Genomic DNA, 13486 nt, shown 5'->3' with positions numbered 1-13486 from the left:
GGGCGACCTGTGTCGAGGTGCTCGTCGCGCGAGCTTGCACGAATTGTAGTTTTTCCTCCGAGCTTTCGCAAAGGCGTACAGGGCCACGCACGAGGGCTGGGTATCAGAGGCTCCGAGCCCGGGAGAGAAGGATAGAAACGGGCGGTTGGGTTAGTCTCGAATCGAACGGATACCACCCGAGTGCCGTCGTCTTGGTGTTGACTCGGGATTCAGCATGAAGTGAGCGATTCGTTCGCCGATCATTATCGCTGTGGCTGCTGGTCCACGCGTTGGCGCCCAAGGCAGGATTGATGTATCTGCGAGGCGGAGTCCCTCGACGCCATAAACCCGGCCGAATTGGTCTACCACTGCTTCAGGATCGTCAGGTGTGCCGAATTTTGCTGTCCCGCAAGTATGGAAGGCTGTTCCAAGGTGGTTCCGGATCCACATGTCCAGCAGATCGTCGTCGGCCACCGTTTCATCCGCAAGATCTGGAAGCCTGTGGAACAGTGGCCGAAAAGCCGTTGACTTTAGAAGTCGGACAGCGACACGGACGGCTTGCCTCATGCGTTCGATGTCGCTTAGCGTAGAGAGATAGTTGAATTCGATGCGCGGTTGCGCGTCGGGGTCAGATGACTCCAAGGTGATATCACCACGTGAAGTCGCTGCTTGGAGTGACACAAGAAAAGCAAGATCCTGGCTGTCTTGATCTGCCCCGTGGAGCATGTAGCTCATCGGTTTCAGCAGCGGGATAATCTCAAGGTCGCCAATGACGTTAGAGCCAGACGCCGTGAAGTTGAGGACCCCACCCATCGATTGGGGCGTGCCGTAATCCACAATCGGGGTTTTTGAACTCCAAGTTACCGCGATATTGGGATGATCGCTGAAGTTCTTTCCTACTCCTGGCAGGTTTCTAATTACGGGGATGCCCAACGCCCCCAGCTCCGCTTCGGGTCCTAGACCGGAGACGAGCAAGATGTGGGCAGTTTTTATGGCGCCTGCGGCGAGCACGATTTCTCGTGCTCGGATGACTTCAACCCGTCCTTCACGAAGAACCTCTACTCCTGTGGCACGTTTTCCGTCAAATAGCACCTTTCGTACGTATGATCCGCCGCGAACGGTGAGGTTTGGGCGAACCAGGGCGCGACTAATGTAGGCGCTACCGGTGTTTATCCGAAGGCCTCGGGGACTGGTGGTGGGCATCGGGCCATAACCGGGGGAGTGTTGGCCATTTTTGTCTGGTTCCAGAGGAAATCCGAGTTCTCTAGCAGCTTCGGCAAAGGCTTGATTTGCTGGATGATCCTGCGGCGGGCGGGAGATAATCATTGGTCCCCGCCGGCCGTGCCCCTCCGCGTCCCCAAACTGCAGGTCATTCTCGAGCTTTCGGTAGAACGGCAGTACTCTATCCCAGGCCCATTCGTCGCTGTCGCGCGAGGACCACCCATCGAAATCCTGCTTTCTGCCACGAATGAAGTACGTTCCGCTGATCGAAGTCGAACCTCCAAGGATCCTTCCGCGTGCTAGCGTGTATGGCCGACCCGCCATTAGGTTGCTCTTGAATGACCAGTTGTTCGGATGGTCGGGAGCGGCTCCTTCTACGGTCCCGGCGTTCAGCAGCTCCGATGGAAAGTTTGTGGCCTCAGTGGGTACGGGTCCGGCTTCGAGTAGCAGGACAGAACAGCGGGGATTTTCGCTCAGGCGTGCCGCTAGAGGGGCGCCGGCACCCCCTGCCCCGACGACCAAAACGTCATAGGCTTCATCATTTCCGTATGTCCGCGTAACGTCGCGTCTTTGACTCAAGGTTTCAGTAGTCCTGACCGCAGTATTCACCAATGTCATTTGGAAGTTCGCCAACGGATATCGGGCAGCAGACAGCGAATCGCTCCTCCTTTAATTGCGCCGAACCACACTCCGGCCCCATACGCGACGTCGTCCAGCCGCCGTGCGAGCAGAAAACGAAGCGGATCGAGATGTGGCCTGGACCGGCGGTATTCCCAGGCAGCATCGGCAAGGCAAGCGACAGCAACGGCGCGGCGCATCCGTCGGGAGAAGATGCAGCCAAGAAGAGCCAGCGGCCACCAATGACGAAGGAGCAGGCCCATAGTTTGCGCGTAAGCTGCTATGGATCCCCTGGTCGCTAGATAGAGGCCCAACTGAATCGGTTGCTCGCTGCGACTTAGCTTTCTCGAGATTTGCACGCCTGCGGCTGCGGTGATCGCCAATGCCGCCGCGATGGACCATCTTTTCTGGAGTAATGTCACCGCTACGACCGCGACCGACCAAGGTGTTAGGACAGCCGGTGCGACCGCTGTCGAATGACGGAGAGCCAGAGGATGTGCGGAGGTTCCGTAGAAGGCTTTTCGGGAAAGCCAAGTGGTCAGGGATTGCCGATGCTCATGCCATACCTTTGCCTCCGGCTCGAACCTGACACGCCACCCGTCTTCAACCAGACGCCATACGAGGTCGACATCTTCCCCAACGCGGGACGTAGATGAAAATCCTTCTGATATGGCATGCGTTCGGGCAAGCAGGAAAGCTCCCGGTAGCCAGGAGACAGGGGACCTTGGGCGCACCGTACCAGGTCGGCCTCCAAGATCGAGTGACGATTTTGCATGTTCGTAGCGTTCGATCCAGGTCATTCCCGACCCGCGTTTCAACCCATGTATCCGGGGTCCAGCCAAGGCAACCCTGGGGTCGGCGAAATGCTTGGAAAGGATTTCGATCGTGTCCGTGGCCACGACAATATCTGAATCAACAAAAGCAACGTAGGGAGTGTTAACGCGCTTCAGGCCTTCGTTGCGTGCGTGGCCTGGACCACCGTTCTCCCGGAGACGTACCAGACGCGCATGATGTTTTTCCGTGACGGCCAGGATGGCTTCCTGATCAGGGGAACAATCGTCAACAACTACAACGTCGTACTTTCCTGCCATGCTGGCGAGCAACCTGTCCAAGGCAAGGGGTCGTCCGTATACGGGGACTACGACTGTGACTGACGAGGGGTCTGCGGCCGGAAGGGTAGAGAGGCAAGGGTCCGCCATGCCGGCATCCAGCAGGTGGTCCACGAGCTTGCGGCTATTGTCATCAGCGACGACGGCCCTTCCGTTCGTGATGAGCCGACGAGCTGACGCTGAGAGATAGAGCACGCGCGTGGGGGAGCCACCAACGAGGTCTCGTCCGGTACGCCCAGTCCGGACGAGATCATTGAGCTCAACGGCGAATCCGTGTGGCAAACCAAAACCGCTAATCTTCACGCCGACACCCATGTTGAAGCAGGATTGTTTTGTAGGGTGAGCATTCCGTGAATGTTGGTTCGTCCGTGCAGGCACCGATGCTGGGAATCGACGACCATCTCATGGAAGATCTTGCGGCCTTCATCAGCTGTTGCGTCGGTAGGATCACCGAGCACCCCGGAAGGTGAAACGGATCCCACGCCTCCGGCCTGAAGGAGTGGAAGTATCTCGGCCAAAGACCGTTTGTCTCCGGCTCCACATTTCGCAGCCCGCACGCTTTCCGGCTGAAGATGAAGCATGAGTGATGTTTCGGCCTTTCCGGCGTGAAGGTCACCGTTTCTTGGTGTACATGGGAGCCAGGCAACATCGTGTTTCTCTGCGATCAACTGCTGCACAGCGGCCGACAACGCGGAGACATTGCCCCCATGGCCGTTGACTAGAATGACGGGGCCCGCCCATGTCGAAAGGGACCGCACGAGCTCGACCACCAGGATTCGTAGAGCTTCAAGCCCGATGGACGTCGTCCCTGGAAAGGACTGGTGCTCTCCGCTTGCACCATAGCTCACAGCCGGGGCGACTACGACACCTTGGGGCGTTTCTTCGGCGATAGCGCCGGCCAAAGCCACCGCCAGTGCCGCGGCCACAACAGTGTCGGTGTCAATCGGCAGGTGGGGTCCATGTTGCTCGGTCGAGCCCAAGGGTACAAGAACCAATGGTCTTGTGTGAAGTTCCTGCCAAGTGAGGTTGCCCAGCAAGTGCGGTGCAGTTGTCATGACCGGGTGGTGGCGGGCAGGCCCAGTACCCGCGGAAACGATTCGGGGATGATCAAGTGTTCCGGTCGAAGGTCTTGTACCGATGCGACGTTGAGGCCCATCAGTGCGGAATCGATGCCTCCACGCATGATGTCCAGTACATTTTCAACACCAGCCTGCCCGTTCGCGGAGAGTCCCCACAGATATGCCCGCCCGATCATGACAGCACGGGCTCCCAGAGCCAGAGCCTTCACCACATCGCTGCCACGCCGGATGCCGCCGTCGAGGACGACTTCCACCTGATGGCCCACAGAGTCGGCGATAGCTGGCAAAACCCTTATCGGTGCAGGGGTTCCATCGAGGTTATTACCGCCGTGGTTCGAGACCGAGATCGCAGTGACACCCGCGTCAACGGCACGCAGTGCGTCGTCAATGCGGCAGACACCCTTTAGCATGACCGGCCCGCCCCACTCTGTGACCATCCATTCGATGTCCTGCCACGTCGGTGGGGGCGTCTTCATCCACTCGTAGTAGGCCCCAAAGAACGTGGGGCCCTTTTCCCCAATAGGTGCGAGATTGGGAGCGGTCAGGTCAGGCAAGTCACGGGCAAACGAGGCTAACCACCGGGGCTTGAGTGCAACTTCGGGTGCGAGCCTGATGGCCGCCTTGAGGTTGACTTTCTCAGGGATTTCGGGGCTTCCCCAGTCCCGCCCCATGGAAAATGACCAGTCAGTGGTGATGATCAGGCCTTTCGCGCCCGCAGCGCGGGCTCGATCCATGCGGCTGAGCATCTGCTCCCGCGTTCCAGTCCAGTACATCTGGTAGAACGTCTTCTTGTTTGCCGCGGCGACCTCCTCAACGGATTTTGAAGCGAAGGAACTCAACCCGACAACGGTTCCCCTCGCGGCCGCGGCGCGAGCGACGGCAACTTCGCCTTCGGGATGCACCGCTTGGACACCCGTGGGGGAAATCATGACCGGAAAGGATATCTTCTGACCCATGACAGTGGTGGCCAGGTCCCGTTCAGGTGGTTGACCGACAACGTGCGGCGCAAACCCAAGCTCAGCAAAGGCCGAGATATTGTCATCAAGGGTTGTCCCACGCTCGGAGCCGGCAACAAGGGCGGCGTAGACAGAAGCTGGCAATCGCTTCTTCGCCCGGCGCTGCGCCTCAGCTACAGATTCGAACCAGGGGTTTTTGGCCCAAGGATTCTTAAACATGTCTAACCTTTCAAAAGTGTTTTGTGCTAACGTCTAGGGCCGGAATCCGGCCAGAGGGCTTGCTGCACAGGCCGACACCGGAGGATCTGTAACTTCTGGACGCCGAAGACTCAACTGGACCATGACGGGTTGCACCCGCTTAGGTAGGCTGGAACGTGAGTGGTCTTGGCTGGGCTGGGGCCTGCTACGGTCTGCAGCGAGGGCCACTTCGCCGTACCCCTGCACGCATTCAGGATCCGGACCATCCAAGGGGAGGCCTGTGAAGAATTTGGCCGCCATGCAGCCGCCTCGGCAGCTGTCAAAAAACGTGCACCGAGTGCAGGCCCCCGACGTCTGGGGATTACGCAGATCGGTGAACAGGTCCGACTCCTGCCAGACTTTCTTAAATCCCCCCTCATCCAGAACGTTTCCTGCCAGGAACGTGTCGTGGATCGCAAAGGGGCACGCGTAGACATCTCCAACAGGGTCGATCAAGCACACCACCCTCCCGGCGCCACAAAGATTAAGCCCGGGAAGGCTTTCCCCGAAAGCGGCGAGGTGGAAGAAGGAATCACCCGTGAGGACGTTTTCCCCATTGGCCATCAGCCAGTTGTAGATGGTCCGTTGTTGCTCAGGAAGAGGATGCAGTTCGTCCCACACATCGGCGCCGCGCCCGGACGGGCGCAGCCGGGTCAGCCGCAGTAGGGCCCCATGTTCATCGGCAATTCGTTTGAATTCGTCGAGTTGGTCAACGTTTTGCCGGGTAACAACAACGGAAATTTTGGCGTTCCTGAAACCAGCTTCTTTGAGGTTCTTAAGGGCGCGGATCGCAGTGTCATAGGAGCCGGGTCCCCGGACGTAGTCGTTGACCTCGGCAGTGGCCCCGTCGAGGGAGATCTGGACATCCACGTAAGGCGTGGAGGCAAGGAGAGCCGCTTTTTCCTGATCGATGCGGATTCCGTTGGTGGAGAACTTCACGCCAACCTGGTGGTCGACAGCATACCGAAGGAGGTGCCAGAAGTCGGGACGGACCGTAGGTTCTCCACCTCCGATGTTGACGTAAAACACCTGCATGCGCTGAAGCTCGTCAATCACGGCTTCGCATTGTTCAGTTGTCAGTTCGCGCGGATCCCGCCGACCGGAAGAAGACAAACAATGCACGCATGCCAGGTTGCAGGCGTAGGTCAGTTCCCATGTCAAGCAAATCGGTGCGTCCAATCCGAATTCGAATTGGTCCACCAAAGATCCGCCGGACGGGCGTTTCACGGGAGTGCTGATACTTTGGGTCATTGCTCTTTTCCTTCACGGGCGCGGGCGCGGATCATGTCTGTTTCAGCCAGACTTCGCAGCGCTGTGATGTAGGCGGGCCACTGGTGTTCTGGTAAACGGGCCACCACCATTGCCTCCCGCACTGTGGCGCATCCCGCCAATGACTCCACCAGTCGCACGATTTCCGGCCGCTTCAGGAAAGTCAGTCTCCGGTTATCGAAGTGGTAGGCCATGGCACCGAATGGCTCAGGCCTCAACGCCACCGCCGGGGACAGCACCCACGCTTCATCAAGCATGGTGTCTGGGCTGGTCGTATTCATGAGTTGGCGGTCCGCTTAGTAGACGCCGCACATGCCATCGATTGACACGTCTTCGATGAGATCCTCTGCCACTAGTTCGGTGTCCTTGTCCGCTGCTGCGGATGTTTCAAGGTTCGGGTTCACGTACTCCATGGTTCTTATCCTCTGGGTATGGGTTGGTCGTCTCCGGTTGAGCTCCGGGGGTGAACTCAGAGTAGTGGCACTCAGGGCAAAAAAGATAGGGGCTGTGGGAATCGGGCGAAGAAATGACCTCACAATGATCCTGCAGACTGCGTCTGGGCTGCTGCCAACGTAGCGGTCCATGTCTGGATCGCGCGTTTGGGCAGCAGAAAGTGGATGCGACGGCGATGAGCAGCAGCTCACTGCTGAATCAGCAGGCGTGTGGGTGGCTCGTGGCCGCATTTCCATTCAAAACGCGCCCTTGGGAGCCGGCTCCATAGGACCGCCGGGATCTCGCTACGGTACCTGGTCGCCCTGTCGGTGACGGTCGAAAAGTGAGCCATTGTGACGGTTGAAAACTGAGCCACTCGTTCCAAACGATTGGGTGGGTGATCACTGTGGAGGATTGGGCGCTTATTCGGCGGTTGCATCTTGCCGAGGGTGAGTCGATGAGGTCTATAGCCGCGCGGCTGGGGGTATCGAGAAATACGGTTGCCAAGGCTGTCAGAGCCGAGGGGCCGCCGGTGTATGTGCGCGCGCCGCAGGACTCCGGGATCAAAGCCGTCGAGCCGGCCATTCGGGCGTTGCTGAAAGAGAACCCGCGGATGCCAGCCACCGTAATGGCAGAGCGGGTGGGGTGGACTGGGTCACCGGCTTGGTTCAGGGAGAACGTGGCCAGGATCCGGCCAGAGTACGCACCGGTCGATCCCGCGGATCGGATCAGTTACGAACCGGGCGACCAGGCCCAATGCGACTTATGGTTCCCGGAGGTGCGGATCCCGGTCGGGTCCGGGAAGCCGAAAATCCTGCCGGTGCTGGTGATGGTGTCCTCGCATTCGCGGTTCATCATGGCGCGGATGATTCCGTCCCGCATGACCGGGGATCTGCTCGCTGGCATGTGGGAGCTCCTTAGTGGTTTGGGCGCCGTTCCGCGGCGACTGATCTGGGATAACGAAACCGGCATCGGTCGCCGGAACAGCTTCGCGGCCGGTGTGTCCGCCTTCGCGGGGGTCCTCGCGACCAAGATCGTGCAGGTCAAGCCCTACGACCCGGAGTCCAAGGGAGTGGTGGAACGAGCCAACGGGTTCCTGGAAACATCATTCCTGCCGGGTCGGTCCTTCGCTTCACCCGAGGACTTCAACACCCAGCTCGGCCAGTGGCTGCCCAAGGCCAATGCCCGGTTGGTCCGACGGACCGGGGCCCGGCCCACGGAACTGCTTCCCCAGGACAAGGCGGCGATGTTGGCCCTGCCGCCGGTCCAGCCAGTGACAGGATTCGCCGCGAGAATCAGGCTCCCACGGGATTACTACGTCCGGGTGGTATCGAATGACTACTCCGTCCACCCGCAGGCCATCGGCAGGTTCGTCGAGATCACCGCAGACCTGGACACGATCCGCATCACCCTGGACGGCAGAAGCGTCGGAGTCCACCCGCGGTCCTGGGGCACCGGACTGACCATCACCGACCCGGACCACGTCGACGCTGCCCGGACCCTGCGCAAAGCCTTCCAAAACCCCGCACCAGCCGAAGACACCGCGGGGATGCGGGACCTTGCAGACTACGACCGTGCGTTCGGCGTCGCACTCGATGACGGGCAGGTCGCATAATGCCCGGGACCAAAGAAACCGCCGGCCAGATCGAGTACTACTCCCGGGCCATGAAAGCACCCCGGATCCGGGAAGCGGCAGCCCGGCTCGCTGAGCAGGCACGAGAGACCGGATGGACCCATGAGGAATACCTCGCCGCGGTCCTTTCCCGGGAAGTCGCCGCCCGCGAAGCCTCCGGAGCCGAAGCCCGTGCCAGGGCCGCGGGGTTCCCGGCCCGTAAATCGTTGGAGGACTTCAGCTTCGACCACCAGCCCGGCCTCAAACGCGACACCATCGCCCATCTGGCCACCGGGGCGTTCCTGACCGAGGCGTCCAACATCGTCTTGCTCGGCCCGCCCGGAACCGGGAAAACCCATCTCGCGACCGGGCTGGGACTGCGCGCTACACAACTGGGCCACCGGGTTTTGTTCGCTACCGCCATCGATTGGGTTGCCCGGCTTCAGGCAGCGCATCAGAACGGACGGTTGCCGCAGGAGCTCATCCGGTTGCGGCGCTATGGGCTGATCATCGTCGACGAGGTCGGCTATATACCGTTCGAGCAGGACGCAGCGAACCTGTTCTTCCAACTCGTTTCCTCACGCTACGAGCACGCCTCGCTGATCCTGACCTCCAACCTGCCTTTCGCCCGCTGGGGTGATGTCTTCGGAGACCAGGTCGTGGCCTCTGCCATGATCGACAGGATCGTCCATCACGCCGAAGTCATCACCCTCAAAGGCACCAGCTACCGGCTCAAGCACACCCAAACGGACTCATTACCCTCGACAAGACCAGAAAATACGGGAGAATAACCAACGTCAACGTGGCTCACTTTTCAACCCACGAAACGGCTCACTTTTCGACCAGCGCTGACACGCCCCCGGGGGCGTGCCCATTTGATCAAAATCCCATGCCGCAGCACCTGTGCGCGCATGAGGTTGATTTGAGACGAGGCCCCTTCAGGAGCATTTCGAGGATGAATGGGCGGCGGAACGCCCCCATGGCTACTTCACGACGCCCTAAACCGTGGGTCAGTCAGAGGCCGTGGGTTCCTGGGTTGAACAAGGCGGCGTGCCAAACTACGTGGGAAGTGATCCGGCTGGGATGCCCCAGGTCGACCGCCTAGGCGACGTCTCGAGAACCTGGCCGAAACGTGCCTGCCTGCAGGAGTCGTCCGAGCTTAGTCCCGCCCGGTTCTCATCCTGTCAACATGCGGAAGGCTAGGCCAGCGCCCCATAGCCCATTCAGACCATCCGACCCATCCAGGCGGAGGCTGGTACTGTGCCGCTCCTGAGATCTCCTCCGGCGTGGGTTCTTGGAAGTAGTCAAGAAAGGATTCGAAGCGCTCAACTGATACAGGGTAGACCTGGTCGGGATCCTTGGCTAGGCGGCGCAGTGAGCGCTCCAGTTGTGTTGCTGGATCGATCGGCAGGTAGACGATCTTCGGTTGGACGCCTAGTTCTTCGGCCAGCCATACCAATGCCGAGCGCTCATCCCTAGACCATAATCCCAGATCCAGTACTACGTTTAAGCCAAGCTGAACGGCCCTGAAACCAATTGAAATCAACTGGGCTTCCACCACGTTCCGCTTGCTGTCGGGGTCATCTCGGCCAAACAAAGGAATCATGCATTCGTCTGAGCTAAGCCGGAGTGCGCGCTCAGTCTCTTCCAGCCGGCGGGCTTCAGTCGACTTGCCGGAAGCCGGAAGTCCGACGAGAAGGAAAAGTAAGGCTTTTGAAGGCATACGCCATTATGGGCGGCTCAACCGCTCCGGCAGTAAAGAAGAATCAGCGTGTCGGCCGCTTAACAAATCATCGGAACACAAGGCGAAGCGGAGATCCTAAAGTACACGAACCATTGATCCGCAGGAGAGGACAGCGGGCTGCGGCGTGCCGGATGTCGCAGCTTGAAGGCCGAAGGTGTTTTCCAATCTGTGCCAATAAAAGAAGATTCCATTCCTCTGACCTAATGCCAGGCTGTGGTCGGCGGCGTATGCATTTCTGGGTACACGTCGGAGGTCCTTCTCAACGATTTGGCGGTGCCCGGCGCCTTCCTGGGCCAGCCAAAGGATCGAACCGTCCGGAGTCACCATGCCAACGATGCCACGGTCGACGAGTTTGTGACTGCCACAGATTTCCACGACGAACCCCGGCAGCCTGGCCCAGTCATTCACTGGTTCCAATCCACGTCCGATACCGCCGATTGTTCCTTAGCTGGCTAGTTTGGTCATTTTTTCTCTTCGGTTGCGGCAGTGGTGCGCGCGCCGGCTCAACAAGTTCGGCACCGCCAAGGGGTTTGGGAGCGGTGAACAGCGTCGTCGGGATCAACCCGATCCGAATTGTCAATCCCCGTAGGCACCCACCGCATGGCCGTTACTCGTGTCTCCGTCCAAGCGATCGATGCGCTGGCATCATCGAGATTGGGTCAAGGACGCGATGAGGAGTTCGCAATGCCCCGCTGGAATTTGCCGGCATGTCAAATGCGCTCCGAGCAGGGTAAGTGTCTAGATGTCAATCGCGGCCGCATCCGACTCCGGCGAAGAAATCGGCGGCCCTAATGTCACTTGGCTTCTGTTAAAAGTCGGGCCTTTAACCCCATCGGCGCTCCGGCCAGAACTCGTGCGCGGCAGAGACGCAGTCGAACACTTCTTCTACGGTGTTGGGGTCTTTCGAAGTGGTGCGGGAGAATAAATGCACCAGTGGTGACAACGATAGATGCATTCGTTGTCAAAATGAAGAACCCCGAGGAGGAGACAGTTGGCCCATCGCAGTCAGACACGGTCCTTGGCGCTTGGACGCCCAGAAGCAACGTCGCATGCCGATATTGAACAGGCGGCCTTCCGGATATTCGCCCAGCGGGGATTTGAGGCGACGACGCTCGACGCTATCGCAGAATCTGTGGGGGTCGGGCGCCGCACCCTGTTCCGCTACTACCCCTCCAAAAACGACATCCCCTGGGGGCAGTTTGACTCCACTCTGGAGCATTTCCGCGAAACTCTGGACTCCATGCCGCCGGAAATTCCCCTCCACCAGGCAGTTCACCGTGGCATCCTGGCTTTCAACAGCTTTCCGGAGGACGCGCAGCCCCCGCACCTTGAGCGCATGAGATTGATCCTACAGACACCGGCGTTGAAGGCTCATTCGGCAATCCGATTCACCCAATGGCGCCAAGTCATCGCGGATTTTGTTGCTAGTCGCACGGCAACCGCTCCGCACAACGCGCTGCCGCAGGTTGTCGGTCACGTCTCCTTGGCCCTGGCACTGACGGCGTACGAGCAGTGGCTGATGCGCCCGGACGATTCGCTGCACCATCTCATCGACGAGTCGATGGACTTGCTTACCGATTACCTGCATCAGTGAACCTAGAGAACCGCGGCCCTAGGGTACCGGTGCACCGCCGCTGCACAGGCACAAGCTCCGACCGAAAAATCCGACAGTTCCTGAGCTGACGTTCGGCGGCGGCCGGCGCACTATGACGGGCAAAGGAAATGTTGCCTGACGTGAAAATGAAGCTACCGAAATCGCCGACCGGCTGGAAATCCTCGCCGGCTACGCGCTACGCACGCCGTCTACCGGTCTGACTACGACACGCTTCCGGACCGTGTCTTCACCGCGGAAGTCACGTTCGACATGATGGATGCTGGCGGCCCGCAATTGACTTGGGCACTCGTGCGCGAGCCTGACTCTTCGGCGGCACGGGATTCCCTCATTTCTTCCACATCACGGTCCCAGGCCCGCTACCATGATGAGCTCTTGCGCACCGAGCGCGGCGGATTGTTTCGCGCCGATGGGAGAACGGTTGTGTCTTCAGTTGGGAGCGCATGGCCTGGGCAAGATAGGAGCTGGAGATGGCGGCTTCGATGGCCTCAACCAACCGGCCCACCGGCGCGGAATAGCCGCCGCGGGCAGGTCAGCTGCGCTGAGGAGCATCGGGGCGTCACGGAGTTCCGCGTGAAGCGCAACGAAGACGCTCCTCTCTCCTCGTTGCGCAGCCAGAGCTGCTGCCCTGCACTCTAGCTCCTCGAGCACCTCGAAGAGCTCGTCGACGTCCTCCAACAAATACCAGTAACGACGACACCGCGATCTTGAGCAGTCTGCGTGAGACCTTGCCGCCTAGCCTGCCAAGTGCCTCCCCGAGAGGAGTGCGGGAGAGGCCAAGCCGTTCCGATTGTTCGACTTCAGCCAGAACAGTTCCCGGCAAAAGACGCTACTCACCGATGTCTTCACGAAGGTTGTAGGCCCGTTCGGAGGACGCATAAAAAGGATTGTATACATCAAGGGCACGCACGCATGAAAAAACTGAATATAAGTCATTTTGTGTATACATTGATAGCTCCTCACTCTAGAATCGTTGCGATGAGCAACCTGTACGCTACTCCGCCGCGCGTCGATGAGGACGCTGTTGAAACGGAGCTTCAGAACTTGGAACACCAGTTCAGTCTCTTTTGGATGCAGGCAAGGGCCGTAGCCAACCAGCTGTCCCGGAAGGTCCACCCCGATATGGAGTCGGCCGCCTATGGGCTCCTGAAGGTTATCCGCTCCGTGGGCTCCATTCGGCTGACAGAGCTCGCAACGAACATTGGAGTCGGCAAACCATCTGTCAGCAGACAGGTTGCATTTTTGGAAGACATCGGCCTGCTGTCCAAGGAAGCGGACCCGCTGGATCGCCGTGCACAGTCCATCCGCCTCACGCCCAAGGGCGAGGAGAGAATGCGTCAGGTCCAGGATGCCCGGAGGCGGGTTTTCCGGGATCGCTTGGGTGAATGGCCCGTGCACGAACTGAGAGAACTGGCGCGCTACATGGGAAGGCTGAATTCCATGTACGAGCGGGGCGGGTTCTCGAAGGATGGGCCTGCGGCACGCGACGACGAGGACAGCTGACGAGTCTCACGGGGTGATGGCACTCCCGAAGACACTGTGAGGGAGAGTCAGCACGCAGTTGCTGACTGTGACCCAGAATAAACGAACCGATACCGTGCTGCACCGGGCAAGGGTG

At 59.6% G+C, this 13486-nt stretch carries 13 protein-coding genes; 4 read left to right on the top strand and 9 right to left on the bottom strand.

From position 1 onward, the window contains the following. Positions 1-150 precede the first annotated feature (150 nt). The 7 genes from mftG to mftA are packed head-to-tail and all read right to left on the bottom strand — an operon-like array spanning position 151 to position 6881. Positions 151-1818 (bottom strand): mycofactocin dehydrogenase MftG, encoded by a 1668-nt coding sequence (mftG, locus tag KSW38_RS19675; RefSeq protein WP_254186726.1) that lies wholly within the window; start codon positions 1816-1818, stop codon positions 151-153. Then, positions 1815-3230 carry a mycofactocin biosynthesis glycosyltransferase MftF gene (mftF, locus tag KSW38_RS19670; RefSeq protein WP_216926640.1) on the bottom strand — a complete coding sequence of 472 codons (1416 nt, stop codon included), beginning with the start codon at positions 3228-3230 and terminating at the stop codon, positions 1815-1817. Before mftF ends, mftG begins: the two co-directional genes overlap by 4 nt. Continuing rightward, positions 3227-3982: a mycofactocin biosynthesis peptidyl-dipeptidase MftE gene (gene mftE, locus KSW38_RS19665; RefSeq protein WP_216926639.1), complete on the bottom strand. Its 756-nt coding sequence runs from the start codon at positions 3980-3982 to the stop codon at positions 3227-3229. Before mftE ends, mftF begins: the two co-directional genes overlap by 4 nt. After that, the gene (gene mftD, locus KSW38_RS19660) at positions 3979-5181 is read right to left on the bottom strand and encodes a pre-mycofactocin synthase MftD (RefSeq protein WP_216926638.1); all 1203 of its coding nucleotides are present in this window, start codon (positions 5179-5181) and stop codon (positions 3979-3981) included. The genes mftE and mftD overlap by 4 nt, the downstream gene beginning before the upstream one ends. Before the next feature lie 33 nt (positions 5182-5214). Next, on the bottom strand, positions 5215-6450 hold the full coding sequence (gene mftC / locus KSW38_RS19655) for a mycofactocin radical SAM maturase (protein WP_216926637.1): 1236 nt from the start codon (positions 6448-6450) through the stop codon (positions 5215-5217). Next, entirely contained in the window at positions 6447-6749 is a 303-nt protein-coding gene (gene mftB, locus KSW38_RS19650; protein ID WP_216926636.1) for a mycofactocin biosynthesis chaperone MftB, read from the bottom strand. The genes mftC and mftB overlap by 4 nt, the downstream gene beginning before the upstream one ends. A gap of 15 nt (positions 6750-6764) precedes the next feature. Next, a complete protein-coding gene (gene mftA / locus KSW38_RS19645; RefSeq protein ID WP_216926635.1) occupies positions 6765-6881 on the bottom strand; it encodes a mycofactocin precursor MftA in 117 nt (38 codons plus the stop codon). Between the two features lie 416 nt (positions 6882-7297). On the opposite strand from mftA, the gene istA reads away from it, so the two are divergent. Next, positions 7298-8515, top strand: coding sequence for an IS21 family transposase (gene istA, locus KSW38_RS19640; RefSeq protein WP_216926634.1), 1218 nt, complete (start codon positions 7298-7300; stop codon positions 8513-8515). After that, complete coding sequence (gene istB, locus KSW38_RS19635; protein WP_216926633.1) at positions 8515-9303, top strand: IS21-like element helper ATPase IstB; 789 nt, start codon at positions 8515-8517, stop codon at positions 9301-9303. Before istA ends, istB begins: the two co-directional genes overlap by 1 nt. A 368-nt stretch (positions 9304-9671) precedes the next feature. Here istB and KSW38_RS19630 read toward each other — a convergent pair whose 3' ends face one another. Together KSW38_RS19630 and KSW38_RS19625 are read right to left on the bottom strand one after the other, a co-directional pair. Beyond that, a complete protein-coding gene (locus KSW38_RS19630) occupies positions 9672-10235 on the bottom strand; it encodes a P-loop nucleotide/nucleoside kinase family protein (protein ID WP_216926632.1) in 564 nt (187 codons plus the stop codon). 96 nt (positions 10236-10331) lie between these two features. Then, a complete protein-coding gene (locus KSW38_RS19625) occupies positions 10332-10664 on the bottom strand; it encodes a hypothetical protein (protein ID WP_216926631.1) in 333 nt (110 codons plus the stop codon). Between the two features lie 610 nt (positions 10665-11274). Between KSW38_RS19625 and mftR the strand changes: the two genes are divergently transcribed. Together mftR and KSW38_RS19615 are read left to right on the top strand one after the other, a co-directional pair. After that, the gene (gene mftR / locus KSW38_RS19620) at positions 11275-11850 is read left to right on the top strand and encodes a mycofactocin system transcriptional regulator MftR (RefSeq protein WP_216926630.1); all 576 of its coding nucleotides are present in this window, start codon (positions 11275-11277) and stop codon (positions 11848-11850) included. 996 nt (positions 11851-12846) lie between these two features. Continuing rightward, positions 12847-13371: a MarR family winged helix-turn-helix transcriptional regulator gene (locus KSW38_RS19615; protein WP_216926629.1), complete on the top strand. Its 525-nt coding sequence runs from the start codon at positions 12847-12849 to the stop codon at positions 13369-13371. Positions 13372-13486 lie beyond the last annotated feature (115 nt).

The sequence above is a fragment of the Paenarthrobacter aromaticivorans genome (assembly GCF_019038615.1).
GTDB classification, from domain to species: domain Bacteria; phylum Actinomycetota; class Actinomycetes; order Actinomycetales; family Micrococcaceae; genus Arthrobacter; species Arthrobacter aromaticivorans.
This window is presented reverse-complemented; position numbering and strand designations above follow the sequence as displayed.